The sequence below is a fragment of the uncultured Marinobacter sp. genome (genome assembly GCF_913055835.1).
Lineage (GTDB): Bacteria > Pseudomonadota > Gammaproteobacteria > Pseudomonadales > Oleiphilaceae > Marinobacter.
In genome coordinates this window covers 1-24,960 of sequence record NZ_CAJXKQ010000001.1, presented here as the reverse complement: position 1 = coordinate 24,960, position 24,960 = coordinate 1, and the positions used below count along the sequence as shown (strand labels likewise).

Sequence of the window (24,960 nt, the reverse complement as noted above, 5' to 3'; positions counted from 1 at the left end):
TCAATTCCTCCGATTGGTAACGGTCACGTCCCGCACACCATCGCCCAGCAGGTTGATGGCAATAACGAGAATGAACAGTGAGATGCCTGGCAGGATGACCAGCCATGGCTGGAAGAACATCGCCTGCTTGCCTTCGGCGATCATCAGGCCCCAGGACGGAATGGGCGACGGAATACCAAGGCCGAGAAATGACAGGGTGGCCTCGTTCAGGATGGCCACAGCCACCTCGAGGGTGAAAATCACCATGATCTGGTTCACCAGGTTCGGCAGCACCTCCTTGACCGCAATCTGGAACTTGCTGCACCCCATGGCTTGTGCGGCTGCAACAAAGTCCAGCTCGCGCAGCCGGAGCGTCGCCGACCGTGTAACCACCAGATAGAACACCCAGTGGGTCGCACCAATCACAAAGATCACCACCGTGATTGACTGGCCGATTACGAACACCAGCGCCATGATCAGCAGCAGGCTGGGTACCGCCAGCTGGCAGGTCACCAGGAAGTTCACTGCCTGGTCCAGCCAGCCACCGAAGTATCCCGCGATGAGACCAAGAGTGACACCTATGATCATGCCGATGGTGGCGGCACCTATGCCGATGGTCATGGAAATACGCGCGCCGTAGATGATTCGGCTGAGGTAATCCCGGCCAAGATGATCAGTACCCAGAAGGTATTCCCAACTGCCACCCTCAACCCAGACCGGTGGCAACATGCGCATCGGCAGGTTCTGAAGGTATGGATCGTGGGGCGCCAGCCAGGGAGCAAACAGGGCAAACACAGCCATCACCAGCAGAATGCCGAAACCAATTTTCAGGCCGTAATGGCTGCGGGCACGCTTCAGGGCGGCCATGGTCGGACTCAGGCCAAGGCCCGCCTCTTCCGAATCGATGCGAGATTCGTCGGCGGTCAGTTCAGACGGATTCATAGTGTTTCTAGCAGTCATGGTTCACCCCATCCGAATCCGTGGGTCAAGCCAGGCGTTGATCAGATCAGCCGCCAGCGTGAGCAGTACAAAAGTCAGTACAAAGATCAGGATCAGAGACTGAACCGTTGGAATGTCCGAGTTGAAAATGGACTCCACGGCAAGGCGGCCGAGGCCATTCATGCTGAATACTGATTCGGTGACCACCGAACCACCCAGCTTGTGGCCAAGCTGCACCGCCAACACACTGACGATGGGCAACAACGCGTTGCGCATGGCCTGTTGAAGAATCAGCCGGTAACCCACGAAGCCCTTGGCGCGAGCGGTGCGAATGTAATCCGAGGAGAGCACGTCCAGCAGCCCCGTTCGGGTCAGACGCATCACCGCGGGAACCGAACTGGCGCCAAGCACCAGGGCAGGCAGTACGTAGTGTTTCCAGGTGGCATCGCCAGACACCGGGAAGATGGGAAAGGTCACCGAAAACAGGATGATCAGCATCAGGCCCAGCCAGAAGTTCGGAATGGCCTGGGCCGATACCGCCGTCGATAGTGCAAAACGGTCAACCCAACTGTTGGGCTTCAGGGCGGCACTGATCCCCAGCGGGAGGGCAATCAGGATGGTGACACCCAATGCCGAAAGCGCCAGCACAATGGTGACTTTGGCGTGCTCCTTGATCAGCTCGACCACTGGCTGCTTCCAGAAGTAGCTCTGGCCAAAATCACCCTGAAGGGCACTGCCCAGCCAATCCCCGTACTGGACAGATACGGGCCGATCAAAGCCGTACTGCTCGCGGATGTCGTCAACCATCTCCTGGGGCGCATCTTCACCGGCAATGGTCTGGGCCGGATCCGTTGCGAAGTGGAACAGTGCGAAGGTGCCAAAAGACACGGTAAGCGCTACCAGCAGGGCCATCAGCCCGCGTCGAAGGATATAGTTAAGCATTATTGGTCGCTCCAGCTGGCTTGCCAGAAACGTGGAACGCCGTCTTTGGGAACCGGGAACTCAAGCCCCGGCGACAGCAGGTAGTTTTGGCTATAGGAAAACATTGGAACCCAGTAGGCCTGTTCGGCGATGCGATTCAGGGCCTCCCGGTACAGGCGTTCGCGTTGGCGGCGATCAATGGTGCGTTCTGCCGCCAATACGGTTTCCGCCAGTTCTTTGTCATCGGTGTAGTTGCGGGCAGAACCAGCGGCAAAATGGACCCCGGTGGAGGCAGAGGCATCGGCAGTACCGCCACTGCCATAGGAGGCGAAGAAGGCTTCCATATCTTTGTCGTTCCGCACTTTGGCGAACACATTAAGCTTCACAAACCGCAGATCAACGTCCAGACCGATAGCCTTCAGGTCGCTCACCACTGCCTCGGCAATGATCTTCTCGCGGTAGGCCCAGAGCTTGAAGGAAAAGCCGTTGGGGTAGCCGGCCTCTTCAAGGAGCTGTTTCGCCTTTTCAGGGTTGTAGGGATAGACAGGCCCGTCCGCATTGCAGCCAAACTGCCGCGGGTGACAGGCGTAGGGAACCACCTCCGCGCTTCCTCGCACCAGGTAACGGGTGATCTCCTCGCGGTTGATGGCGTGATTGATTGCCCGGCGTACCTTCAGGTTGGTAAACGGGCTGTCCGGGTCTGAAAAGCCGGCAGCGTCCAGGGTAATGTAGCCAATGCGGATATCGTTGCCTTCCTTACGTTCCACGCCCGGAAGGTGGCTGATGTTATCGGCCACATCCGGTGGCACGCCCATCATCATGTCGATACCGCCGCTGAGCAGCTCTGCCTGCTGGGTTCCCTGGTCGGGAATCACCCGGAACACCATGGTTTCAATGGCCGGATTGGCTTTCGGGCTGGCCTGATAGTAATCCTCGAACCGCTCGATAACGATTTCGCGGCCTGCGCTGAACTCTTTGATCCTGTAGGGGCCAATGCCGTTGAGCGGCCGATCTTCGGCTGCGTTATCCATGCCATCGGCGCCCTCGTATGTACCTTCCTTGCGCACCGGAATACTGATCGCCATGTCCCGCAGCGCCATTGGATAAGGTAGATGAAGGTTAAAGCGCACCGTTCGAGGCCCGGTTTTCTCGACACTCTCAAGCCACGACTGAATCACCGGCCCACGGCTGGTGTCTGACTCTTCATCTAGCACCCACTCAAAGGTATAAACCACATCATCGGCAGTCAGTTTGCTGCCATCGTGGAAATGCACATCATCCCGAACGGTGACATCCAGCGTGGTTTCGTCGACCCATTCATAGGATTCAGCGGCCAGTGGCTCAAACTCGAGGGAGTCGGGGTTCACGTAGAACAGACCGTCGTCGGTCAGGCGGGAAAGAATCAGGCCTTCGCGCTGGATCGAGTACAAACGGTCCACGGTGGTCAGTGGCTTTTCAAACGCAACCACCAGCGTATTGTCATCCTTGCCCGCGCTTGCGCACACCGGCAGCAGGCCAGCGACGACCGCGCTTATCAGTCGATTCTTGAATGGCGCCGGGGTCCGGGTCCTCATCTCTCCTCCTGATTGTCATTATTTGGAGAATCTGATCAGCCCACCCTGGCAAGGTTCATCGACGGGCGATCATTGAATGAGGCCAGTCTAGGTAGGGTGAATTGATTTTAAAATTGAATATAAGTCATATTTCTATGCAATTAATGCATCCTTAGTCAGCGTCGCCTGTCATCACGGCATGTTCACCCAGAGACTCACTAACCTGGTCACTCAGGCAACGAACCAGGCTCTTGGTCGCTGGTGTCTCTTCAAAGCCCGGCGGAAAAAGCAGAACAAACTGCAGTCTGTAGGAGGGGTTCAGTGGCAACAGGCTGTATCGGCTCTCGTCCACCGCCAATGCTGCCAGCCGGTCAATAATGGTTACCCCCAGCCCTTCGACCACCATCTGGCAAGCCAGCACGCTGGAGGTTGTCTCGATTTTGCAGGAGAGCTCTACACCAGCGGAATGGAAGATTTCTTCCATCTGAAAGCGAGGGCGCAGTCCCGGTGCCAAAGCAATGATGTCGTGTTCCGCCATCTGCTCGGCAGTAACCGATTCGAGCAGCTCCAGCGGATGCCCTTTCGGCACCATCACCATGGCATCGGTATCAAAGAAGGGCCGCTGGATCACCGACGGGTGGTTACAAGGCCTGGTCAGAGCCACTGCAATGTCGTAGTGCCTGCCAGCGACCCACTGCTCGATATCACGATGCCCACGAACGTCTACACTGAAACGTTGTTCGGGATTTTCCGCCACGAAACGGGCAAGCGCCGGCGAAACGAGGCTGTTGGCCAGGCGGGCCAACGCCACAATGCGAAGGGTGCGAGTACCACCATCCTTGATCTCCTGCACGATGCGGGGCAGGTCATCAAGATTGGCAAGAATTTTTTCGGCCTCCCGATAAAATTCCTTACCCTCCGGGGTAAGTACCAGACGGCGCTTTTCCCGCTTGAACAGCTTGAGCTTCAGTTCGTCCTCCAGCGTCGAGATAAGACGACTGGTGGCTGGCTGGCTCAGGTTCATCACATCCGCGGCCGCTACCAAGGAGCCGTGAATTACCACCGCACGGAAGCACCTCAACTTTTTGATATTCATGTTGATCTCCGGATCAGATGCAGAAAACGCATATATCTATCTAATGTTTTCAATTTACATAGGTATCAACTGTAGCCGATAAAAGGGGTGTCAACACAGGAAACGCCACTGAGCAATCAGTACAAAACAAAAACCGGAGGCAATATGAGGTTTTCAAAAACGCTGCTGGCGGCTGGGGTTTTCAGCATTGCAGCATCCCCGGCATCGGCCCTTGAGGTGGAAGTAGGTGGCCAGGTCAACCGGGCGATCATGTACGCGAAAGACGGTTACAACGCGAACGAACTGGGACTGGGTTCCGACACCGAGATCTATCATGTGGACAATCGCAACAGCCCCACCCGATTCAATATTGGCGGCACCCAGCGCATTATCGATGGTTGGACCGCTGGTGCACTGATCGAAGTGGGCGTATTCGCCAACGCATCCAATGATGTCGATCCCGCCCAGAAGAATACCGGCCCGGAAGTCGATGAGCGGATCACCGATGCCTTTCTCGATACGCCCTATGGCAAGCTGACCGTAGGCCTTGGCGAAGGCGCCGCCTACAACGCCGGGCGCCGTGACTATTCCGGCACGGGCGTGATCAGTTTCCGCAACCCCAGCCTGATTGGGGGTGAACTCAGGTTTGCCCTTGAACCCTTCCCGGCATCGTTCCGCTCAAGGCCGAACAGAACGCCCCCGGAAACCAATCCTTTTGACGAAGCCAACCCGTTTGGCAACGAAGTCAGCATTTCAGGAAGCATTCGGGATTACAATTTCGAAGGCCGCCACAACCGAATCCGGTACGACACTCCGCGAATAGGCCCGGTAACCATTTCCGTGAGTGCAGGCCATGACGGCAGCGACGGCCAGGATTCCATCCTCCAGATGGGTGTCAAATCCGGCCTGCGGGTTCCCGGTGGCCGGATGCTGATTGGCGCCGGTTACTCTCGCTCAACCCAGAACATCGACAACCTGAGCAGTGACGGGCCCGATGTGAACACCTATGGCGGCTCTGTTTCTTACTTCCACAGTGACACCGGCCTGAACCTGTCACTGGCTGCCGTGAACCGCGCGGAGAAACTGACGCCGGAAGAGGCAACTGACACCTTCGACGCCACGGATACAGAGCTTGGACAGTTTCGCTATGTAAAGCTGGGGTATCGCCCCAACCGGACGCACGCGTTCGACATCCATTACGGCGAAACCCGGGACAGGAATAAAAACGACGAGAAAGGGTCTGTTATTGGCGTCGGTTACGTGTTCAGCCCAACCGACCTGTTTGACGCCTACGCGGGCGCAAAAATCCATAGCCACGAGCGGGCCGAATGGTGCACCACCTCTGGCAATACCTGTTATTCGCCAGAGTACAAAGACATCATTCTGGTAACGACCGGCTTACGAGTGAAGTTCTAGAACACTCCACGCAACGTCATTGTTGTGGTCTTTTGCCCCTGCGCTGCAGGGGCTTTTTTGGTAAATAGAAATCCAGATCTTCCTGCGCTTTGAGCACATCCCGCATCCTGACCGGGTCGTCCCGATCACCGCCAAGCTAGGTGCGGCGTTTCATGGGCGCGCTGTCCCGGAACAGATTTGACTGGCATAGATAAGAGGCTTGTCCGTTCATCCTCGCAGTCTGTAAAAGGGCTCGAGAACCGGCTTCAGGCCTTTTGCGTCGTCAATAAACAGCTGTAGATGAGGGAATGGAATCTCAATACCGGCTGCGTCCAGCGCCTCTTTCATCTGCTCCAGAATATCGGCCATGATTCTGGGCCGCACATCCAGGTTATCAGGCGTAATCCACACTTTGATTTCAAGGTTTACCGAAGAATCACCGAGGCTCTTGAGCAGAACACGGGGTTCCATACCAGCGCCCTGCAAAACTTCGGGATGCGACAGCAAAACCGGCATAAGGACTTCCCTCGCCGCCTTCGCAGATTCCTTGTAGGCAATTCCCACCGGAATATTCAGGCGTGTCACACCCTCCGCGCTGTAATTGATGATATCCGTGGAGGCAACACTGTCGTTTGGGATCATTGTGAAGATATTATCCCGGGTTCGCAGCCAGGTGGTTCGCAAGGCAATCTTCACCACCTTGCCCTCCTGTCCGTTGATGGTAACCCAGTCACCGATCCGAAAAGGCCGCTCAATCAGCAAGGTGATACCGGCAATGAAATTGGAGAGCGTAGATTGCGCTGCAAAGCCGACCGCAATACCGACGATGCCCAGACCGGCAATGATAGACACCACATCAAAGCCGAACTGGGCGAGCACCGTTACCACCGCAAGCGTTGCGGCGATAACCGCAAACAGATTCTCGACCAGTTGCCGGATGGAAGGATCCATTCGATAGCGTGAAGTGCCTTCCTTGATCAGCCGCCGGAAAATTACCCAGACCACGTAGAAACCGAGGACCATGAAACCCGCCCTCGCCATTGCCTTGAGAACCTCGGGAGAAACCCCGAATTGCGCAAGGATAACCAGGAGCGCACCCAACCCGGCGAGATAGCGCAGGCCGCTGCGCATCTGGGCGTAAAGAGGGGTCTTGGTTCGCCGCTCACCCAGACACAGCCTGATGACAGTTATCAGAACCAGATAAACGCCCAGGAATACGACAAGGTAGATTAAAGAAACCAGCAACTGACCAAGTATCTCTACCAGCAACGCTCCCCAGTCGAGATTCTCGCCTGACACCGCCTGAAAGGCATCGCCAAGATTACGACGGAGCTGCTCAATCAAATCTGCACCGAATGATTCAACCATGATTTGCCTGTTCCTCACGCAATTTCACCCGAACGCTCTTCCTATGAATCCTCTGGTTGAGTGCGAGCAATAAGAAATCTTTTCTCTCTGTCGATAACAAGTGTGGCCCGTGCCGGCATAATCTGCCATCCGTGGTGGGTCAGGAATGACTTAAGAGCCCTCAAGCAAAATGCCGCAGGCTACGGTCACTGCGCCCCAACAAACCCGCTAGCTGCTGACCAGTCTCGCGTATAGATCACCGGAGGCAATATCGGTGGCGCCGCTCGCCAGCCATCGTCGAATCTGGTCGGCACTTTGCCAAGCGGGCCAGAGAAAGCTCCGCTGCTCCCCCTCGATGGCATTGAATTTGTACTCCCCCAACCGCTCCAGCTCCTTGAGGCATAGGATTGCCTGATCCAGGGCACCGGATACAAATTCAAAAGACAGTGCCGGCACTGGGCAGGTCAGTCCCGCCAGCACCTCTGGCTCAAATCCTTCCACGTCAATCTTGCAGAAATCAGGAACACCGTATCGGGCGATCATTTCATCCAGGGTTATTACCTCCACCGTAATGGCCCGCTCCCATTGGATCTTTCGAAAGCCCGGAGCACGGGTTTTCAGGGTCTCCCGCCAACCAGCGGCAAGCGACGACACGGATGGAGTGCGATAGCTCAAGGCCATTTCCGCTGCCCCGGGCTGGCTTCCGACGGCTTCGGTCAGGAATACAACGCGCTCCTTGCGAGTGACCAACCTGCGAAGCCAGAGCATCATGCCCGGATTGGGCTCGACGGCGACCACGGTTGCCCCCAGACCCACAAAAGCCATTGTGCGGTCGCCAAGGTGCGCGCCAAGGTCGAACACCAGATCACCATTGTGAACAAACTGGCTGTAAAGCGCCTGCAGAGGTTTCTGCCGGCCTGGCCTTTGGTAGATAACCAGGGATCTTGCCAATCCCTGGATACGTTTCAGTTGTTCTACGATCCGTTGAGTCATTGGCGCTATGGTCGCCTTTGGGTTTTACCAGGCACCAACCACATAACCAAGCTTCTCCGGCAACCACAACGCAATGCCCGGCATCAGCATCACCAACAATAGGCTTGAGGCCATGGCCGCAATAAAGACCAGCGACCAGCCTATGGTGTGTTCCAGGCGGATATTCGCAATGCGAGTGGTGACCATCAGGTTAACGGCAACCGGTGGTGTGAACTGTCCGATGGCGATGTTCATCGCCAGCAGGATGCCAAACCAGATCGGGTTCCAGCCGAAATGATTCATCAACGGCAGCACGATGGGGATTAGGATCAGGTAGATGGAAATCGCATCCAGCAACATGCCGGCAATGAGTACCAGAATCATCACCAGGCCCAGCAGCACCCAGCCGTTCTCGGATAGAGAAAGCAGTCCATCAGCCAGATGCTGGAAGGTACCCAAGGTGGTGCCCGCCCAGGCGAAAATGCCGGCCAGCGCAATGATAAACATTACCACGCCAGAGGTAACGGCCGCTTCGGTCATCAGATTCCACAGGTCCCGGAGGCCCAGATTCCGGTACAGCAGGCAACCGACAAGCACCCCGTAGGTCACCGCAACGACGGCGGCTTCCGTGGGTGTGAACAGCCCCGAACGAAGCCCGCCGAGAATGATCACCGGCGCAAACAGTGCCGGCAGGGCGGCCTTGAAGCTCGACCATAACGGCGGGCGTTCCACCGTTTCCGGGTCTTCCCAACGATACTTCCTGGAAAAATACAATGCTGGCGCCAGCAGGGACACGCCCGCCAGGATGCCGGGAAACAGCCCGGCGGCAAACAGCGCCCGAAGATCAACCCCGGGCACCACTATGGAATAGAGAATCAGAGCTATGGAGGGTGGGATCAGAATCGCCGTTGAGGAAGAAGCGGCAATCAGGGACGCCGAGAACGGCTGCGGGTACCCCGCCTTCTTCATGCTCGGCAACATCACCATCGCCACCGCTGCCGCATCGGCAGGGCCCGAGCCGCTCATGCCACCCATGATCAGACACACCAGCACCGCAACCACTGTCAGCCCACCGTGCCGGGGGCCAATAATCGCCTGGGCGAAACGAACCAGACTGGCAGCCACACCCGCCCGCTCGAAAATCAGACCCGTCAGAATAAACAGGGGAATAGCAATCAGCGGATATTTGGCAACGCTGTTATACGTGTTGGTCCCGAATGTGCCCAGCATGGCCGGCGGCAGTCCAGCCACAATACCGACAACACCGCCGACACCCAGCGCAATGGCCACAGGTACGCCAATCACCAGAGCCAGCAGGAAGCTGGCAATCATCAACAGATCAGGACTCATGAATCGCCTCCGGATCTGTCTTGCCTCGCAGCCGGTCGACCAGGTTTTGGGTCATGCGAATGATAATGGCCACGGACAATAGCGGCAGCCAGATCACGTAGATCCAGTTGGGCAGCCCCAGCCCTGGTGATAGGGATTCCCACTGGTATTCCTGCCAGGCGAACGTGCTGCCAAACCAGGTCATAATACCCACAACGGTCACTCCGGCCAGCCACTGCACCACAAAAACCAACTTGCGCCCCCACGGTGGAAGGTAGTGCTCAACCAACTCGATGCGGATGTGTTGGTTGTGGCGTGCAGCCACCGCCGCCCCGGCAAAAGTCAGCACCACCAGGAGGAACACCGAGAATTCCTCGGTAAAAGCAAAGGATGCATCCGTCGCATAGCGGACGATCACATTTCCCAGGCTGATCCCACAGATCGCAATCAGCGCAATGGTGGCCAGCCAGGCCTCAGGGCGAAACTTCGGAGAACGGGACGGCATGGTAACTCCGTTAAGGAACAGGCGCCCGCCGATAATGGCGGGCGCAGGGACAGGTCTGACTTACTGGCTACGGTTAGCTACCGCGTCCTGAGCCTGCTGGATGAGATCTTCGCCAATACGCGACGACCATTTGCCATAAACGGACTGTGTAGCTTCTTTGAAGGCTTCCCGCTGTTCCGGCGTCAGCTCGGTCACTTCCACACCACGCTCCTTGATGGCCGCCAAAGTTGCGTCCACCTCGCCACGGGATTTTTTGATCTCCCACTGGCCGGCATCAATCGCCGCCTGCTTCAGCAGGGCCTGATCTTCCTCGGAGAACTGGTCCCACACCTGGTTGCTGACGGCAAACACCAGCGGATCCGCCATGTAGTGCCAGCGAGTCAGGTATTTCTGACCAACCTGATCGATACGTGCCACATCAAACACCGACAGCGGGTTTTCCTGCCCATCCACGGCACCGGTGGTCAAGGCGGGCTTTGCGTCGGCCCAGCTCATCTGGGTGGGGTTGGCGCCCAGAGCGGTAAATGTATCCTGGAACAGCGGAGAGCCCACAACTCGGATCTTCAGGCCGTCCAGGTCCGCCGGCTCATCAATGGTCAGCTTGGAATTGGATAACTCGCGGAAGCCGTTCTCCCCCCAGGCCAGCGGGGTAACACCGCGCTTCTTGATGGCAGCGAAGATCGCCTCGCCCGCGTCACCCTGGGTAATGGCATCAATGGCCGCGTAATCGGGCATCAGGAACGGCAGGGAGAACAGGTTCAGTTCCGGCACTTGGGGCGACCAGTTGATGGTAGAACCAACCGCCATGTCGATCAGCCCGGAACGCATGGCGGAAAACTCCTTGGTCTGGTCGCCGGCGACCAGCTGGGAGTTGCTGTAAATCTTCATGTTGATGCGCCCGTCAGAGCGCTCTCTCACCAACTCCACCCATTTGTCAGCCGCCTGGCCCCAGGGAAAGGCAGACGGGAGAACTGTTGAAACGGTGTATTCATCCTTGTACTCGGCGTGAGAAGCCCCACTGAACAGGAAAGTAGCCGTCACAGCGGCAGCCAGAAATGTACGACGTTTCGACATAACGAATTCCTTCTTATTGGAGTTGTTCCGATCGCCAAACGGCAATCAGGCAGCGGACCGCCCCCGGATTATAGAAACAGCGATACCGGGAGGCAACGGATACAACTATTCCGCCAGCCACTCCCGAAACCACTCCTCCCGGAGATCCACGGTCTGGGAATACCCAGTGGTGATCCCGGATAACCGCGTTGTCCATATGGGAAGGAGCCGTTGGCATATAAGGTCGCATGGGCACCCCCGCATCGGTGTGCAGGCCTACCCTTTTCTGAGCAGACTTCCTGGCCGGGCCGTAACTGATCAGGCTGGCCTGCGCCGCCATGTTTTCCGCCCGGGTGGCGAACGCAATGAAGTCCGCAGCCTGTTCCGCCTGGTGCGTCTCACGAACAATGGTCCAGCTGTTGAACCCGATCAGTTGGCCATCCCAGATCACTGAAATGGGCGCGTTTTCCATGGCCCGGGCATGAAAGAAGCGGCCGTTATAGCCAGTCGCCATGGTCGCCTGACCACTGGTCAGTAAGTCCACCGGTTCCTGCCCGCGGGTCCACCAGATGATGGAATCCCGTATCTCGTCCAACCTTCGGGCGGCCAGCTCAAGCCCCCGTCGTGTACTGAGCAAATCGTAGAGTTGCTCGCGAGGCACCGATAGTGACAACAGTGCCCATTCAAGTAAGCCAACCGGTGATTTACGCAACGCCCGTTTGCCCGGAAAGGTTTCCAGATCGAAAAAATCTTCCACACTGTCTGGCTTCACACCGGGAAAGGCCCTGTCATCGAAGGCGATAACGGTGGAGAACACGATCTGGGTGACAAAGCAGCGATGGATTGCGCCATCCATGAAGTCCTCCTCCGGCGGAGTGCCGTCCGGTGCCGGCTCAAGAATGTTCGCATCGATGGGTGCCAGCAGCCCCGCTTCGCACGCTGCGCTGGCATCGGACTGGATCATGTCGACGATATCCCATTCCACCTCGCCACTGGCAAGATGCTCCCGAAGGACCTCTATGCCGCCGTCGTAATGCACGGTTTCGATCGGAATCCCGGTGGCTTCAGTATACGGATCAAAGTAGGCCCGGCGCTGGCTTCTCTCATAAGAACCGCCCCAGGTTGCCACAGTCAGCGCCTCTGGCCCCTCCTGCTCGCTTTGGGCCTGCAATACAGCCGGGGCCGACAGAATACTAGCCACGATGAGAAACAGAGACATCGGGCTACGCCGCTTCATTTTCTTCCTCCCGCAGATCGTGCACGATTTCCAGGTAGGCCCGTATAACGGCTTCCTCAGGAACAACGCCCAACAGTTCACCCTTGCGACTCACCAACGGAACAGCCTCACCCAGAAAGCCTCTCAGCAGCTCCATGGACTTCCACACGGAGGTTTCTTCATCAAAACGGGTAAACGAGCGAATCATTGCCTCCGTCGCTGGTGTTTTCGCCGCGCTGTTCACAACCCCCTGCAGCCGGATGACGCCAAGCAGCCTTCCCTGCCCGTCGACTACCATGGCTTCGGCACGGCCCTCTCTCACCAGACGCTGACAAACCTCCCCCACGGTGTTCTGATCGAGCGCGGTCGTGTATTCGGAAGACAAGTAATCCCTGATCCGGTGGGTTTGCAAAATGGCCTTATCCCGCCCCAGTGACAGATCAAATCCCCGGGCGCGAAGCTGCAGGTCGAACAGCGAGCGCCCGATCACCCGGTAGGAGATAAGATTGGCGAAGACCACCGAGACCATGGCAGCGATGGTCAGGTCGTAACTTCGGGTCAGCTCGAATACGATCAGAATGGTGGTCAATGGCGCCCCTATCACAGAGCTGGCTAACGCCATCATGCCGCATATGGCATAAACGACGAGGCCGGAGTGTGGCACCGGCACCAGGTAAGGCAGTGCCAGCCCGTAGAACGCGCCGAACAGAATGCCGATCAACAACGCGGGGCTGAACACGCCACCGATAAAACCAAAACCGATGCAAAGAGCAGTCACCACTAGCTTGGCCATGATGATCAGTCCCAGTTCGCCAATACCAAAGGCGCCTTCGATGGTGGCAAACCGAAGGGTTTCCTGGCCAATCCCCAGCACCTCCGGTATCCACAGGGCAACCATGCCCAACAGAAGGCCGGCGACAGCGGGGCGCGCCCAGGGCACTCCTATGTAGTGCCGCGAGATGCTCGCGCTCGCCCGGAGCAGACGCATGAACACCCAGGCCAGCCCGGCACAAAACACGCCTTCCAGAGCAAAGAAAACAAACTCGTAGCTGTGCTCCACGCGATCGAAATTCACCAGGAACAGGGCTGGGCGATCGAAGATCACATTGGCAACAACGTACCCAGTAGCCGCTGCGACGGTAACCGGTGCAAAGGCACGGAGTGAGTAATGGCGGAGAATCACCTCATGGGCGAACACCAGCCCCGCAATGGGGGCGTTGAAAGCAGTCGAAATTGCCGCCGCAACCCCGCAGGCGATTGCAATGGAGCGCTGATGACGGAGGTTCAGTCGTAATTGCCCGGCCAGATTACCGAACATCGCACCCAGGTACACCAGAGGACCGTACTGGCCGACCGATGCCCCACTGCCCAGAGAAACCAGGGCCGCCAGAGTAGAAACCAGGCCACTTCTGAATCCCGGTGCAGCACCGCTAGTCTGTGCCGCCAGTATCGCATCCGGCGGTGCCAGGCCACGCTTCTCCCGCACCAGAAAATGAACCAGCAAGCCAACAACCAACCCACCGGCGGCAGGCACAAGGAGCGTTGCAGCCGCCACCAGCGTTGGCCGGTCTTCCGCCAGCACGCGGGCGTAGGGGGAGATCAGAAGCCGTTCATTCAAATAATGCACGGCATCAACAAAGCCGATCGCCGCCAGCGAAGCCGCACCGCCAACTACAATGGCCACCAGAGTCACGGTGCTGATCTGATAAAAAATCTGCGCAACACCTTTACTGTCCATAAGACAAGTAAAGGTGTAATTGGCAATCTACTCAAATGTCAGCGCCAATGGTCCGCTCAATGCCCTTGAAATCTCAAGCTTCAACCTCAGCACTTCCTATAGCGCAAGGTGTAAAGGCTCCAATTCATTGTATCTTGAACAAAAGGAGGCGTTATGAAACGCAACGCAAGCGCGCATTGGGAAGGCAGTCTGAAAGACGGTAAAGGTACGGTTTCAACAGAGAGTGGAGTGCTTTCGGAACAGCAGTATTCATTCAAGACACGTTTCGAGGATGGCACTGGAACCAACCCGGAAGAACTTCTTGGGGCGGCCCATGCCGGCTGTTTTTCCATGGCGCTGTCGATGGTGCTGGGTGAATCCGATCATGTGCCTGACAGCATTGACACCAAGGCCAGTGTAACCCTGAGTGAGGAAAGCGGCGGTTTCGAAATCTCGGCCATCCATTTTGACGTGACGGCCAAGATTCCAGGAATTGACCAATCGAAATTTCTTGAGGCAGCTAATACCGCCAAGATGAACTGCCCGGTGTCAAAAGCCTTGAAATCAGACATCACCATGGACATTCATCTGGAGAACTAGCCGGTACTTTTCTTGAGCGGATCACAGAAGTTTCGTTCGGGCCTAGCCATGGGGAAATGTTGCTTTACCCTGCAAAAGAAGCAGCCGTTTCCCCATCGCCATGGCTATTATCCGAATCAACTCGAAAAACCGATTTACCACGGCCGCTTGGGATCAAACTCATTTGCCACTTTTCAGGTTGATCTGCTTCGAACTCTGATAGGCAGCCTGCCCACTTTTCCCCTTGCCCACAAACTCAACAGACCCACCTGACTTCAAAAAGGCAGCGGTCTGCTCTTCAATCATTGCGGACGTTAATGTCACTTTTTCGGGCTTCTTGCTCATGATGATATCCAGATTAGAGTCGGCTTGATTACCGACATCGGCCCTCTATCGTACCTGAAATGGCGAAAATTTGTTCGGTTCCTTAAGATCACCTGTGGCAAGCGCGTTGATTCCGCCTGCGCTAGTATCATTCCATGCAACCAAATCTACTGAAGGACTTTACTGTATGGAAACAGCCGACATCTTCCTGGCACTGCTGTTCGGCTGCATCGGTTTCGGGTATTTCATGTACGGGAGGCGCACGAAAAATATGGTCACCCGATACTGCGGCATTGCCATGATCCTTTATCCCTATTTGGCCAGCAGCGTCTGGGAGATGGTTGCCGTAGGTGTGGGGCTGATGGTTGTGCCGCGGTTTGTCGAGCTCTGATGGAGGCGAATCATGGCTAGATCTGACAATTGGTCGCAAAAGGTAACTGAATCCAGCGACGCTTTGGACCTCGAGAGTGGCGTATTCTCGCTCGAAGACCCGAAAGAAATCGCTATGTCACTGAAGAAGTCTGCTGAAGACAGTAACCGACGAAAATCGGATCCCTACCGGTCTGCCATGTCCATGCTGACCTTCTACATCAATCGTGCGGGAAAACAACTCTCAGCCGAGCAAAAAGACCGGCTGGAGGCCGCCAAGGATGAATTGCGAGCTCTGTTCGGAAAGACTCGCAAAAACCCCTAACGTCAAGGTCAGAACACCCCTGTCTCCGCCAACTGCCGAATAATCTGAATCGTCTCAATGTCTGTGGCTACATAGGCCTGTTCAAGATACTGGTCATAGGGCATCGAATCACCGCGGTTTTCGATGCTCGCTGTTTCATACCGGAAACGGACAAACAGTGATGCCGGCTCAGGCTCTTCAATATCCATAACGAGTGTTGCAGAAGGAAGGGTCGCCGTTGGCTGAGTCCGGTACTCTATCCTGGCTTCATGCCAGAAGGTGACCTCATCGACCACCTGCAGCCCCGGCAGTTGAAGGCTACGCTTCAGGTAAGCCGGCCCCTGGTCCAGAATCTCATAATCATCCACACCAACGAGGAACTTGTCCGGGCGCCGGGCCCTGAGCACCAGTCCCTCCCACACCTGGAATCGGGTCAGAACCGGTAGCTCTGGCTCAGTCAGGTCGTTTATCTGAATGATATGCTCAAACGTCATCTGGCCTCCTGCTGGGTGCTTTACACGCCACTGTGCCAGCCCTTTCACTACTACGGAACCCGCGTATAAGCTTCCCTGACCTTGATCATCGCAATCCTGGAATCGTCTGGTTCCAGCCCGTTCTTGTTCAATTGCGCAATCACCATTCGGCCCACGCTGGGGCATTGCGAACGGGGAATCTTATGCTTCACAAAAATATCTGCGATGGCCTGCGGCGCCGGATCCCGGTTTGATTTGAACAGTGCGCCTATTTCCGAAGCACAGGCCTGTTCTACAGGGTCAACATTGTTTTTACTTCGCCAGACCAGAAACGCGACTATAAGAACGAAGATTCCACCGATCACAAACTGCATTACACTCTCCCGTCTTAATATTGCGTCTAGCCTGTGCAGGATGTGTTTAACTACAACCTGACATTACCAGAGGATAGACTTTCGTGACCTCGAAGTCCTGGGCAAGCCATTTGCGCCCTCATAAAATACCGTTTCGGCGTCGATTCGCCCGAGCTTCCGTCGCCCTTATCTTCCGAACAGCAGATAGCGGCGGCAAGGAGTTGCTCTTTATCCAGCGGGCCCGTCGGGAGGGCGACCCCTGGTCTGGCGACATGGCTTTTCCAGGCGGCCGCCTGCAACCGGAAGATGACTCTACCCGTGCTGCCGCAGAGCGGGAAACGCTGGAAGAAACCGGCATGGATCTGAGGCGCCACGGCCGCTTTCAGACCCGGCTATCAGATCTGATCACCCGACATCACAATCGCTGGCGCCCGATGGTGGTTACCCCCTACGTGTTCGAGTGGCGGGGATCAAAGTTGGTCTCGCCCAACCATGAAGTCGAGCGGGTCGTCTGGGTACCCATGGACTACCTCGCTGCCGGCGAAAACCAGGGGCGGCTTCCCTGGCGCACACCTCTCGGCACCCTGAACATGCCCTGTTGCCGCTATCAGGATGCCTGCATTTGGGGGCTGAGCTACAGCATGTTGCAGGAGTTGCTGGCGACGAGTATCAACGCAAGGTCAGAAATACCCCAGTAACCTGCCGAGAATCAGTACGCTGATCCAGACACCCAAGGAAAGCAACCCCCCTGCCCTGAGGGCCAGAGGCATGGAAGACTCCATCGGGAGGCTTCGTATATTCTGGCGTTTCATCATCCGCCCCAGAGTGAACGCGTTCAACACGCCCAACACGACAAGCCCCATTTTCGCCTGGAACAGCGGAGATCTGGCGTAGTCTGCGGCCGCGGTGGCGAACAATAGCGCCCCACAAACAACCGCCAGCGCCAGGCCAATCGCGGCTGTAACGCGGAGCACGTCGACAAACACCATCACCGGATAGGCCCGCCAAAACCCCAGCAGGCGCAAATCCAGCGGCACGATGCTTCCCACCAGTAAGGAAATCCCGAGAATGTGCCCGGCGTTTACCAGCGGGTACATGAACGTGGAATTGCGCAGGGCTGAGACCAAGGCCAGATTTTCGACGGAGACCAGCGCTTGCTCAATCATCCCTGGGTTCAGGAAGCCCGGCCGGGGTACAGATCGTAATCTTTTCCGTCGATCACAACCCGTTCAGCCTTCACCAATCGTTCGCCCTCTTTGGCGGAGCGGTGGCCATGCACGGTCAATTCCCGGCCCTGGCTCAACATTTCCTTGGTGAGCCCAACGCGGTCGTTGCGCCAGGGCTGGCCGACCTCCACAACCCAATCCTCGCCATTCACCCTTAAAGTTACCTCGCCATGGGGATTGCCAAGGCGTACTGACTGAATGACTCCAGTAATTTCAAATTCCTCGTCTGTGGCCCACGCCCAGCCGTGGTGGGCCTGTGCAGCAGAGGCGGCGAGAAAAGCAGCAAGAACAGCAAAACAAACGAGATAGGTAAAACGAAGCTGAGGCATATCCGATCCTCCTTTCGCAATTTTGTCGGGGTAACGACGCACGTTTGCTCAGACCCCAGAGACACTTACGCATCGGCGATTACACCAGACTAGGACAGGCAAGCCCGAAATTGGTGCCCGAACGGCAAAAGACCGCTAAAGCCGGATGACGCCCGCCCCCTGATCATGCAGCCACCGCCGCCAGTCCAGAGCCAGCATGGTGATACCGCCAATGTAATTATCATCCACCAGATAATACGAGAGGGTTCGATCCCCCCGGTTAAAATTGTGCATCAGCCGCACCACAAAGTTTCGGCGGGTTGGATTGGATAGCAGGAAATACACGAACTGACCGGACTGGGCCCTCAAGCTTCCGCGCCCCGACAGGTCTGAGTGACGCCACTTATTGCTTGGCAACTTCAATAGTTGGTCAATACCCGCCAGACGGCCTTGCTCACGAGCCTGATCGACAACCCACCGGTTCTCATGGTGGCGCTCGAAGTACAAACCCGACTCATCACGCTCGATTGTCTCCATCTGCTCGGCCAGACCTTCGTTCAGCCATGCCGGCGCATAAGGAATGATGGTATCAATCACCGCATGACTCACTTCGTGTTTGATAGTCTGGAAGGTGAGACTTCTGTTTTTCCGCACATAGACGACGATCTGATTTTCGGACGGTATATAAAGACCATAGGATGCGACCGACATACCCCGGTTCCTGCGGATAAGGTAGTTCGCGTATGCGGCGCTGTCCTTGAGGATCAGAATGTTGACTGGCACTGTCCTGTGCATATCAAAGGACATCACCCGATCAAAAAACTCATAGACGTTGTTCACGCCTTCAACGATCTGCCGGCGTTCCTCGAAAGTCAGTAAAACATCAACCGTTTCGATATCGATCTCAAAACGCGACCAATCCGAGTCGCCCGGCTTAATATTGACCACTTCCTGCGCGACCCGGTGATCCTGCCGGTCGCCAAAATGTACCTGACCGTTTTCATCCACCCATTTATAGATCTTCGCGGAAACCGGGCATGCAGCCATCAGAAACAGCGTTAAAACCACCACTGGATGCACGGCTTTCCTTAACCTTTTGAACACTGCGCCTTACCCGACCGAGAGATGAGAGATAGTTGTGGTAGCGAAAAAGGTACAGCGAAAAGCAGGGTATGCCAACACGCATGGTCGCTTCGTGTGACAGGCTTACCGGGCTCCCTGCACTCTGTCCATTGGTCACTGCAAAGAACCCGGTTTTTTGGGGAGATTTAACGGGTCGGCGGCGCCATGAACTCGGGCCCAACGGGGTCCGTTATGCACCGATCCAGAATGTCATCGATTTCGGCCATTGCCTCCTTGTCGAGAGACCAGCCGTCGATTTCGTCAACCGGGTCGAGCTGTTCCGGTCTTCTCGCACCCCACAGGGCTGTTGTGACGCCAGGTTGATCCACCAACCAGCGAAGAGCCAGAGCCAGAACATTTTTCTGGTACCGCTCTCGGGCAAACCTGTCCAGTTCGGCTACCGCGTTCAGGTACTGGCGATAGCGATCACCCTGGAACTTGGGATCGTTCTTGCGAAGATCATCGCCGGTGAACTGGGTATCTTCCCGCATTTTTCCAGTCAACAGGCCACGGCAAAGACCGCCGTAGGTGATGGTGGCAATGCCATGTTCCCGGCAGTACGGCAGGATGTCTTTTTCTATCTCCCGTTCAAACAGATTATACGGAGGCTGCAAGCTGTGCAGAGGCACGCTCTTCTGCAGTTCGTCCATCTGCTCGGGGGTGAAGTTACTGACCCCCACGGCACGGATCTTCCCAGCCTGGTAGAGCTTTTCCAGGGCCCGGGCGGTTTCCTCCATCGGCGTTTCTGGGTCCGGCCAGTGAACCTGGTAAATATCGATCCGGTCCGTCTGAAGGCGTTTCAGGGAGTCTTCAACTTCCCGCTCAATGCGTGCGGCAGTGGCATCCCGCCAGACCTTATCGTGATCATCGTTCCAGTTCAGAGCCACCTTGGTAGCCAGCGCCACCTCGTCTCGCCGGCCATCGGCGAGGGCCTTGCCCACGATTTCCTCGGAGCGCCCAAAGCCGTATACCGGAGCCGTGTCGACCAGGCCAATACCTTTATCAATAGCCCGATGGATAGTATCAATGGACTGGGCTTCGTCCGTTCCTCCCCACATCCAGCCACCGATGGCCCAGGTACCGAGCCCAACGGGTGTGACCTGAATGTCTGTGTTTCCGAACGTTCGCTTTTCCATGCTTCCTCCCGTTGCCTTGAAAAACATTCTGGGAAAATGCGGCACTGTGAATGCTTCGTACCACAAACATGCGTGGGGCAGCGGATGAATTCAACCCCGACGAGGGTTTTGTCTCATGGAGCAGGCAATAAGCGTGGCCCGGTAATATCCACTTCCAGAACATCTGGAATGCTTAGTGATGGTGCCCACCGGGGCCATGTGCGTGACCATGGGCCAGCTCTTCCGAAGTAGCGGCGCGCACGTCAATCACTTCAATATCAAAGGTCAGGGTTCTGCCTGCCATCGGATGGTTGGTATCAACATCGGCAAACTTGTGGCCCACCTTGGCAACCACCACATGGCGCGGACCATGCTCCGTCTGAACCTGGGCAACCATACCCGCCTTCCAGCGTTTGGCTCCCATCAAATGCTTGATCGGCACCCGCTGGATGGCATCGGGCTTGCGGGGCCCGTAGGCTTTATCCGGAGTAACGGTAACGCTGAACGTATCGCCAGCATCGCGACCTTCCAGGGCTTCTTCCAGGCCCTTGATAATGCCGCCATAGCCATGCAGGTAGGCATTAGGCTCGCCGCCATGGGAGTCTTCAACAACGTTGTCTTGTTCGTCACGCACGCTGTAGTGGAACAAAACCACCTGATTCTTTTCGATTGGCATAAGGCTCTCTTTTACGTTTAAAGATACGCCATTGTAACCGGCAGCGGATGTGACTTCAGAGCGGAAATTGGTTTTATCCCTGCCAATACGCCTTGCTGGCGTCATCCATCGGAAAGAAATGCTCAATGCGCAGATTCTGGGCGGTCACGTCCAACGGCGTGCCGATGGTTGCGATGGTGGAAAAGATCCTGAGCTGCTGATCCCCAAGATTCAGTGTGAAAGGAATCGCCGGGTAGTCCAGGTGCTCCACCACGTGGCTTTTCCAGTTCTGAGGAACGCCGGGTACGGTCAAAGCGTGCTCAAGCAATCGGTTGGGCTGATCCCGGAAGGGGCCGGCAAGGTGCTCATGGTAGACACGTTGCAGCATGTGGCAGGCAATATTCTCCCAGTCACCCACGAAGGGTTTCATACTGTGCTCATTCAGCAGCGACAGCAAGAAGTTCGGCCGTGCCGGAAATTGGGCTCCCAGCTCCATCATCTTCGCCATCATCGCCTGCATGGCCTGGTTGGCCATTACCAGATAATACTCATGGTCGAACACCACAGCCGGGTAAGGCAGGTGTCCCTGCAACAGGTGCCCAAGCGCCTCCCTGATCACGGCCATACCAGGCGCGTTCAGATCCTGGTCGGAATAAACCTGGCTGTATCCCGCCGCCGACAAGAGCCGATTGGTTCCGGCCAGATCCGCCTGCAGCATCTGTGCTAAATGCAGAACCATGCCTTTGCTGGGCTTGCTGCGGCCGGTTTCCAGAAAGCTGATGTGTTTGGGCGACACCTCACACCCAAGGGCAAAATCCATCTGGCTCAGGCGTTTGCCCTGCCGCATTTCTCTGAATAGCGTACCGAAGGCGCTCATTGGGTTTCCCGTAAATTCCGAGTGTTCAGGCATTATCTTAGCCGAGGGTAGGCGGAACCATTACCTCACAGGTAATTGAGACTATCACCGGCCGGGTAGAAGCTTTGCAGTGTAGTCCAACCCATTGCGAAACCCGATTGAGGTGATCCTATGAAAAACCTGATTCGTCGATTCAGTGTCAAGCAAATACTCTTGAGCGATGTTTTCCTTTCCACACCCCTGGCGCTGGCTTTGATTCTGGCCGCTGAACCGATTGCCCAGTGGGCGGGAGGACCCGGCGCCACCTTCTACATGGTAGTGGGCATCGTGATGCTGCTGTGGTGTGTGGATATGGCCGCTATCGCGAGCAAGGAACAGTGGCAGGAGAAGTTCCTCAAGCTGATGATTGTGGTCGATGTCACCTGGAGCCTGATGGCCCTTGGCCTGATGATATGGTTTGCCGCGAGCCTGCAACCTTTGGGCTGGGTGCTCTTCGCGCTGAATGTGCTGGTTCCGCTGGACATGGCGTGGATGAAGCGGGTTGCCAGCAGCAAACCAGAACAGCCAGCGTTCGGATGATAGGTCATCCCCCCAAATGCTACCCGGATTGGGTAATTTCTTACCCAATCTGGGTCTTCAAAACGCCTTCCGAAAACTGCCCTGGTAATCAAAAACCCGGTCCTGCACCCGCCAATAATGCTTCTCCTTACGTGCAATCACAAAATCCGGTGCCGGCAACAGGGCCTGCAATTCAAGCACCTCATCCGCTGAGTTAAATGCTTTCGGAGCCTGGCCATTCGCAAAGCGGCGGCCAAATATTCTGTTGAAAACACTGCGCTGGCCCGGCCTGCCCAGGTCGAACAGCTCGTTAAGTTCTTCCCCATCTTCACCGTGATAGGTGACTCTCAACTTGCTGCCCTCCGCAACCAGCGATATCCCGGCGCAGCGGATTACCATGGCATCCTTGAGCTTCAGCGCATCCCGGAGCTGATCATCCGGGTCGATGATGGCTTTGTGGCACTCATGACAGTTGCGGGCCGCGATATCATTCTCTGCCCCGCAGTGCGGGCACTCCTTGAAGCGGAAACGGTAGTCACACTGCTGCGGGCGCTCTTTGTACTCCGAAGGCTCTTTCCCTTCTGAAGGCTCCAGCAGTCCCTGGCATCGGCGTCCGTAGTGCTCGATCACACGGGCGTCACCGTCGGTTTTGCCCCAGAAGATATTGGCAAACCCACAGCCGGGGCAGAACACCTGAACCGGTTCGCTATCTGGATTCGGTTTCGGCTCTCCAACTTCCGGGTGGTGCAGGTTCACATGATTGCCGGCGTAATCGATAACCAGGCACTCCTGCTTTCCCTCATCCAGCCGCAAACCGCGGCCTACGATCTGCTGATACAGGCTGACTGACTGCGTGGGCCGAAGAATGGCGATGAAGTCCACATGGGGCGCATCAAAGCCCGTGGTAAGCACGGAGACGTTCACCAGATACTTCAGCTGCCGCTGCTTGAAGCGCTGAATCAGCAAGTCCCGATCCTTTTGATCGGTCGCGCCGGTTATCAGGGCGGTTTCATGTTCTGGCAAATAGTCCGTGACTTCCCGTGCATGGTCCACGGTGGCCGCAAAGATCATCACCCCCTGACGCTCAGCAGCCAACTCCACAACCTGCTCAATGATCGACCGGGTCACACGTTTGTGTTTGCTCAGGAGCTGGTTTACGTCGTTTTCCGCGTATTCGCCAAAACGGTCCTGGGGTAGCGCCGAGAAATCGTATTGCGCGACCGCGGCGTTCACGAGTTCGGGCTTGGTGAGATAGCCGCGACTGATCATATAACTCAACGGCAGCTCATAAATGCAGTGCTGAAAGGGCTTATCATCCTCACCCCGAACAAAGCCCCGGTAGTGATAGCGATAGATCCAGCCCATGGCCAGACGATATGGCGTGGCCGTCAGCCCGAGTACTTTCAGGGAATCATTCTGCTCGCGCAACAGCTCGATGATTCGTTGATACTGACTGGTGTCATCCCCGCTTACCCGATGGCACTCATCAATGATCACCAGCGAGTACTCATCCCGGAACTGATCCAGATTGGCCGAGACCGACTGGACGCTGGCAAAGGTTACCTGATGATGGTTTTCCTTGCGCTTCAGCCCGGCGGAGAATATGCCGCCCGCTAACCCGTAACTCTCGTACTTGGCGTGATTCTGCTCAACCAGCTCTTTCACATGGGTCAGCACCAGAATCCTGCGCCGGGCAAGGCGAGCCAGCGGCCGGCGAGCTGTTGCAGGCTCCGGGCGCGCTGCTCGAGCAGGTCGTCGAGGTAGGCGCACTCCCGCGGGTTGAGGCCGAGTTCGAGGTGGAGCAGCGCGTAGGGGCTGAGGGCGAGGGCCTTGACCCGCTCGGGCGCGGGCTCGGGGTAGTCCTCGGGAACCGCGCGGAAGCCGACGGGTGAGGCCGCGGGAGTGACGGTCGTTTCCCCGGAGTCCGGGGGCTCGAGGGTGCCGTCGGCCGGTTGGTCGGGCACTCCTGGCTCTCCGGGATCGTCCGCCACGGGGACGATCGGCGGGGTGTCGGCGGGGATCGCCTTGAGCCGGTTGAGCTCGTCGCGCAGCTTGGCGATGCGGGTCTCCTCGACCACCACGGTGGCGAGCACGGCAACGACGACGGAAGCGATGGCGAACTGGGGCTTCATGGAGAGTTTGGACGCGGCCGCAGCGTGGGCGGAGATGCCGGCGGGGGCAAGCGCGGGCGTGGCGTCGCTCCCGTCCCGCTCAACGGGCGAGGCAGGGGTCCGGCAGGGCGATCGGCGGCGCAGCGAAGGGGTCGTCCGACTCCAGCCAGACGATCCAGCGGGCCTCCTCGTCGGCGTCGCCGCCGAGGAGGGAAACCACCCGGGTGAGTTCGGCGTGGCGGGCTTCCCCCGTCAGCGGCGATGGCAGGTCGGCAAACAGCGGCCAGGCCGGGGACACGTCGCCCGCCCGGCGGATGTGCCCGAGGACGCTGAGTCGCAGGGTGCCGCCTTCGGAATCGGCGGCGGTGGCGAGCTCGAGGCTGCGGACCGGATCGAAGGCCGCGAGGGATTCCAGCACCGCCGACCAGTGGCCGGGTGCGACCCGGTCCCGCGCGTCGTCGGCGAGGAAGGCGAGGGCGGCCTCGGGATCGCGGGCCGACCAGGCCTCCAGCATTCCGGCGGCGGCCTCGGGAACTCCGGCGAAGGGGTCGGGGCTGTCGGCGTGGAGGTCGTCGATCGCGCGGGCCCGCTCCCAGGCCAGGGCGG

General features: G+C 57.1%; 29 protein-coding genes. 6 read left to right on the top strand and 23 right to left on the bottom strand.

All coding sequences use genetic code 11. The features are described 5' to 3' along the window. From QZ534_RS00145 to QZ534_RS00130, 4 genes are all read right to left on the bottom strand, one after another. Positions 1-921: an ABC transporter permease gene (locus tag QZ534_RS00145; RefSeq protein WP_296929874.1), complete on the bottom strand. Its 921-nt coding sequence runs from the start codon at positions 919-921 to the stop codon at positions 1-3. Between the two features lie 21 nt (positions 922-942). Further along, on the bottom strand, positions 943-1,860 hold the full coding sequence (locus tag QZ534_RS00140; RefSeq protein ID WP_296929872.1) for an ABC transporter permease: 918 nt from the start codon (positions 1,858-1,860) through the stop codon (positions 943-945). Then, complete coding sequence (locus QZ534_RS00135) at positions 1,860-3,413, bottom strand: ABC transporter substrate-binding protein (RefSeq protein WP_296929844.1); 1,554 nt, start codon at positions 3,411-3,413, stop codon at positions 1,860-1,862. Before QZ534_RS00135 ends, QZ534_RS00140 begins: the two co-directional genes overlap by 1 nt. A gap of 151 nt (positions 3,414-3,564) precedes the next feature. Next, on the bottom strand, positions 3,565-4,488 hold the full coding sequence (locus QZ534_RS00130; protein WP_296929830.1) for a LysR family transcriptional regulator: 924 nt from the start codon (positions 4,486-4,488) through the stop codon (positions 3,565-3,567). Positions 4,489-4,632: 144 nt separating this feature from the next. Here QZ534_RS00130 and QZ534_RS00125 point away from each other — a divergent pair, with 144 nt between their 5' ends. Further along, entirely contained in the window at positions 4,633-5,883 is a 1,251-nt protein-coding gene (locus QZ534_RS00125; protein WP_296929817.1) for a porin, read from the top strand. A gap of 207 nt (positions 5,884-6,090) precedes the next feature. On the opposite strand, the gene QZ534_RS00120 is transcribed toward QZ534_RS00125, so the two are convergent. From QZ534_RS00120 to QZ534_RS00090, 7 genes are all read right to left on the bottom strand, one after another. After that, on the bottom strand, positions 6,091-7,230 hold the full coding sequence (locus QZ534_RS00120; RefSeq protein WP_296929803.1) for a mechanosensitive ion channel family protein: 1,140 nt from the start codon (positions 7,228-7,230) through the stop codon (positions 6,091-6,093). A 207-nt stretch (positions 7,231-7,437) separates the two neighbouring features. Next, the gene (locus tag QZ534_RS00115; protein ID WP_296929800.1) at positions 7,438-8,202 is read right to left on the bottom strand and encodes an FkbM family methyltransferase; all 765 of its coding nucleotides are present in this window, start codon (positions 8,200-8,202) and stop codon (positions 7,438-7,440) included. Positions 8,203-8,226: 24 nt separating this feature from the next. Continuing rightward, the gene (locus tag QZ534_RS00110; RefSeq protein ID WP_296929798.1) at positions 8,227-9,531 is read right to left on the bottom strand and encodes a TRAP transporter large permease; all 1,305 of its coding nucleotides are present in this window, start codon (positions 9,529-9,531) and stop codon (positions 8,227-8,229) included. Then, positions 9,521-10,015, bottom strand: a complete 495-nt coding sequence (locus tag QZ534_RS00105) for a TRAP transporter small permease (RefSeq protein ID WP_296929795.1) — start codon at positions 10,013-10,015, stop codon at positions 9,521-9,523. Before QZ534_RS00105 ends, QZ534_RS00110 begins: the two co-directional genes overlap by 11 nt. A 60-nt stretch (positions 10,016-10,075) precedes the next feature. Beyond that, complete coding sequence (locus QZ534_RS00100) at positions 10,076-11,089, bottom strand: DctP family TRAP transporter solute-binding subunit (RefSeq protein ID WP_296929792.1); 1,014 nt, start codon at positions 11,087-11,089, stop codon at positions 10,076-10,078. A gap of 13 nt (positions 11,090-11,102) precedes the next feature. After that, positions 11,103-12,305: an extracellular solute-binding protein gene (locus QZ534_RS00095; protein WP_296929789.1), complete on the bottom strand. Its 1,203-nt coding sequence runs from the start codon at positions 12,303-12,305 to the stop codon at positions 11,103-11,105. Continuing rightward, positions 12,292-13,968, bottom strand: coding sequence for a chloride channel protein (locus tag QZ534_RS00090; protein ID WP_296929787.1), 1,677 nt, complete (start codon positions 13,966-13,968; stop codon positions 12,292-12,294). The genes QZ534_RS00095 and QZ534_RS00090 overlap by 14 nt, the downstream gene beginning before the upstream one ends. A gap of 207 nt (positions 13,969-14,175) precedes the next feature. Between QZ534_RS00090 and QZ534_RS00085 the strand changes: the two genes are divergently transcribed. Continuing rightward, positions 14,176-14,601 (top strand): OsmC family protein, encoded by a 426-nt coding sequence (locus QZ534_RS00085; protein WP_296929785.1) that lies wholly within the window; start codon positions 14,176-14,178, stop codon positions 14,599-14,601. Between the two features lie 159 nt (positions 14,602-14,760). On the opposite strand, the gene QZ534_RS00080 is transcribed toward QZ534_RS00085, so the two are convergent. After that, positions 14,761-14,925, bottom strand: coding sequence for a hypothetical protein (locus tag QZ534_RS00080; RefSeq protein ID WP_296929783.1), 165 nt, complete (start codon positions 14,923-14,925; stop codon positions 14,761-14,763). A gap of 166 nt (positions 14,926-15,091) precedes the next feature. Here QZ534_RS00080 and QZ534_RS00075 point away from each other — a divergent pair, with 166 nt between their 5' ends. Both QZ534_RS00075 and QZ534_RS00070 read left to right on the top strand, forming a co-directional pair. Next, positions 15,092-15,295 carry a hypothetical protein gene (locus QZ534_RS00075; protein WP_296929781.1) on the top strand — a complete coding sequence of 68 codons (204 nt, stop codon included), beginning with the start codon at positions 15,092-15,094 and terminating at the stop codon, positions 15,293-15,295. Positions 15,296-15,307: 12 nt separating this feature from the next. Next, complete coding sequence (locus tag QZ534_RS00070; protein ID WP_296929778.1) at positions 15,308-15,598, top strand: DUF3175 domain-containing protein; 291 nt, start codon at positions 15,308-15,310, stop codon at positions 15,596-15,598. An 8-nt stretch (positions 15,599-15,606) separates the two neighbouring features. Here QZ534_RS00070 and QZ534_RS00065 read toward each other — a convergent pair whose 3' ends face one another. Beyond that, a complete protein-coding gene (locus QZ534_RS00065; protein WP_296929775.1) occupies positions 15,607-16,071 on the bottom strand; it encodes an AtaL-like protein in 465 nt (154 codons plus the stop codon). A 50-nt stretch (positions 16,072-16,121) separates the two neighbouring features. After that, positions 16,122-16,424 (bottom strand): hypothetical protein, encoded by a 303-nt coding sequence (locus QZ534_RS00060; protein ID WP_296929773.1) that lies wholly within the window; start codon positions 16,422-16,424, stop codon positions 16,122-16,124. Between the two features lie 83 nt (positions 16,425-16,507). On the opposite strand from QZ534_RS00060, the gene QZ534_RS00055 reads away from it, so the two are divergent. After that, positions 16,508-17,101 carry a CoA pyrophosphatase gene (locus QZ534_RS00055; RefSeq protein ID WP_296929770.1) on the top strand — a complete coding sequence of 198 codons (594 nt, stop codon included), beginning with the start codon at positions 16,508-16,510 and terminating at the stop codon, positions 17,099-17,101. On the opposite strand, the gene QZ534_RS00050 is transcribed toward QZ534_RS00055, so the two are convergent. The 6 genes from QZ534_RS00050 to QZ534_RS00025 all read right to left on the bottom strand — a co-directional run bounded on the left by QZ534_RS00050 (position 17,084) and on the right by QZ534_RS00025 (position 21,706). Continuing rightward, positions 17,084-17,569 carry a DUF6644 family protein gene (locus QZ534_RS00050; RefSeq protein WP_296929767.1) on the bottom strand — a complete coding sequence of 162 codons (486 nt, stop codon included), beginning with the start codon at positions 17,567-17,569 and terminating at the stop codon, positions 17,084-17,086. The genes QZ534_RS00055 and QZ534_RS00050 overlap by 18 nt on opposite strands. Before the next feature lie 8 nt (positions 17,570-17,577). Then, entirely contained in the window at positions 17,578-17,958 is a 381-nt protein-coding gene (locus QZ534_RS00045; protein ID WP_296929764.1) for a DUF6152 family protein, read from the bottom strand. Positions 17,959-18,093: 135 nt separating this feature from the next. After that, entirely contained in the window at positions 18,094-19,008 is a 915-nt protein-coding gene (locus QZ534_RS00040; protein ID WP_296929760.1) for a DUF4124 domain-containing protein, read from the bottom strand. A 197-nt stretch (positions 19,009-19,205) separates the two neighbouring features. Beyond that, on the bottom strand, positions 19,206-20,195 hold the full coding sequence (locus QZ534_RS00035; protein WP_296929758.1) for an aldo/keto reductase: 990 nt from the start codon (positions 20,193-20,195) through the stop codon (positions 19,206-19,208). A 172-nt stretch (positions 20,196-20,367) separates the two neighbouring features. Next, a complete protein-coding gene (locus QZ534_RS00030) occupies positions 20,368-20,850 on the bottom strand; it encodes a peptidylprolyl isomerase (protein WP_296929755.1) in 483 nt (160 codons plus the stop codon). Positions 20,851-20,923: 73 nt separating this feature from the next. Further along, positions 20,924-21,706, bottom strand: coding sequence for a helix-turn-helix domain-containing protein (locus QZ534_RS00025; protein WP_296929752.1), 783 nt, complete (start codon positions 21,704-21,706; stop codon positions 20,924-20,926). A 150-nt stretch (positions 21,707-21,856) separates the two neighbouring features. On the opposite strand from QZ534_RS00025, the gene QZ534_RS00020 reads away from it, so the two are divergent. Next, on the top strand, positions 21,857-22,264 hold the full coding sequence (locus tag QZ534_RS00020) for a hypothetical protein (protein ID WP_296929749.1): 408 nt from the start codon (positions 21,857-21,859) through the stop codon (positions 22,262-22,264). Between the two features lie 57 nt (positions 22,265-22,321). Here QZ534_RS00020 and QZ534_RS00015 read toward each other — a convergent pair whose 3' ends face one another. The 3 genes from QZ534_RS00015 to QZ534_RS00005 form a co-directional block, all read right to left on the bottom strand. Next, entirely contained in the window at positions 22,322-23,920 is a 1,599-nt protein-coding gene (locus tag QZ534_RS00015) for a DEAD/DEAH box helicase (protein WP_296929747.1), read from the bottom strand. Continuing rightward, positions 23,914-24,375 (bottom strand): hypothetical protein, encoded by a 462-nt coding sequence (locus tag QZ534_RS00010; RefSeq protein ID WP_296929744.1) that lies wholly within the window; start codon positions 24,373-24,375, stop codon positions 23,914-23,916. Before QZ534_RS00010 ends, QZ534_RS00015 begins: the two co-directional genes overlap by 7 nt. A 79-nt stretch (positions 24,376-24,454) precedes the next feature. Continuing rightward, positions 24,455-24,960, bottom strand: a 506-nt coding sequence (locus QZ534_RS00005) for a hypothetical protein (protein ID WP_296929741.1), incomplete at its 5' end; no start/stop codon positions are given.

Excerpts from the sequence above, each read along its gene's own strand:
- QZ534_RS00030 (WP_296929755.1), bottom strand. The coding sequence starts at position 20,850 with ATGCCAATCGAAAAGAATCAGGTGGTTTTGTTCCACTACAGCGTGCGT.
- QZ534_RS00105 (WP_296929795.1), bottom strand. The coding sequence starts at position 10,015 with ATGCCGTCCCGTTCTCCGAAGTTTCGCCCTGAGGCCTGGCTGGCCACC.
- QZ534_RS00140 (WP_296929872.1), bottom strand. The coding sequence starts at position 1,860 with ATGCTTAACTATATCCTTCGACGCGGGCTGATGGCCCTGCTGGTAGCG.
- QZ534_RS00070 (WP_296929778.1), top strand. The coding sequence starts at position 15,308 with ATGGCTAGATCTGACAATTGGTCGCAAAAGGTAACTGAATCCAGCGAC.
- QZ534_RS00145 (WP_296929874.1), bottom strand. The coding sequence starts at position 921 with ATGAATCCGTCTGAACTGACCGCCGACGAATCTCGCATCGATTCGGAA.
- QZ534_RS00035 (WP_296929758.1), bottom strand. The coding sequence starts at position 20,195 with ATGGAAAAGCGAACGTTCGGAAACACAGACATTCAGGTCACACCCGTT.
- QZ534_RS00025 (WP_296929752.1), bottom strand. The coding sequence starts at position 21,706 with ATGAGCGCCTTCGGTACGCTATTCAGAGAAATGCGGCAGGGCAAACGC.
- QZ534_RS00045 (WP_296929764.1), bottom strand. The coding sequence starts at position 17,958 with ATGCCTCAGCTTCGTTTTACCTATCTCGTTTGTTTTGCTGTTCTTGCT.
- QZ534_RS00010 (WP_296929744.1), bottom strand. The coding sequence starts at position 24,375 with ATGAAGCCCCAGTTCGCCATCGCTTCCGTCGTCGTTGCCGTGCTCGCC.
- QZ534_RS00060 (WP_296929773.1), bottom strand. The coding sequence starts at position 16,424 with ATGCAGTTTGTGATCGGTGGAATCTTCGTTCTTATAGTCGCGTTTCTG.
- QZ534_RS00020 (WP_296929749.1), top strand. The coding sequence starts at position 21,857 with ATGAAAAACCTGATTCGTCGATTCAGTGTCAAGCAAATACTCTTGAGC.
- QZ534_RS00120 (WP_296929803.1), bottom strand. The coding sequence starts at position 7,230 with ATGGTTGAATCATTCGGTGCAGATTTGATTGAGCAGCTCCGTCGTAAT.
- QZ534_RS00110 (WP_296929798.1), bottom strand. The coding sequence starts at position 9,531 with ATGAGTCCTGATCTGTTGATGATTGCCAGCTTCCTGCTGGCTCTGGTG.
- QZ534_RS00125 (WP_296929817.1), top strand. The coding sequence starts at position 4,633 with ATGAGGTTTTCAAAAACGCTGCTGGCGGCTGGGGTTTTCAGCATTGCA.
- QZ534_RS00075 (WP_296929781.1), top strand. The coding sequence starts at position 15,092 with ATGGAAACAGCCGACATCTTCCTGGCACTGCTGTTCGGCTGCATCGGT.
- QZ534_RS00095 (WP_296929789.1), bottom strand. The coding sequence starts at position 12,305 with ATGAAGCGGCGTAGCCCGATGTCTCTGTTTCTCATCGTGGCTAGTATT.
- QZ534_RS00085 (WP_296929785.1), top strand. The coding sequence starts at position 14,176 with ATGAAACGCAACGCAAGCGCGCATTGGGAAGGCAGTCTGAAAGACGGT.
- QZ534_RS00050 (WP_296929767.1), bottom strand. The coding sequence starts at position 17,569 with ATGATTGAGCAAGCGCTGGTCTCCGTCGAAAATCTGGCCTTGGTCTCA.
- QZ534_RS00115 (WP_296929800.1), bottom strand. The coding sequence starts at position 8,202 with ATGACTCAACGGATCGTAGAACAACTGAAACGTATCCAGGGATTGGCA.
- QZ534_RS00065 (WP_296929775.1), bottom strand. The coding sequence starts at position 16,071 with ATGACGTTTGAGCATATCATTCAGATAAACGACCTGACTGAGCCAGAG.
- QZ534_RS00080 (WP_296929783.1), bottom strand. The coding sequence starts at position 14,925 with ATGAGCAAGAAGCCCGAAAAAGTGACATTAACGTCCGCAATGATTGAA.
- QZ534_RS00130 (WP_296929830.1), bottom strand. The coding sequence starts at position 4,488 with ATGAATATCAAAAAGTTGAGGTGCTTCCGTGCGGTGGTAATTCACGGC.
- QZ534_RS00100 (WP_296929792.1), bottom strand. The coding sequence starts at position 11,089 with ATGTCGAAACGTCGTACATTTCTGGCTGCCGCTGTGACGGCTACTTTC.
- QZ534_RS00135 (WP_296929844.1), bottom strand. The coding sequence starts at position 3,413 with ATGAGGACCCGGACCCCGGCGCCATTCAAGAATCGACTGATAAGCGCG.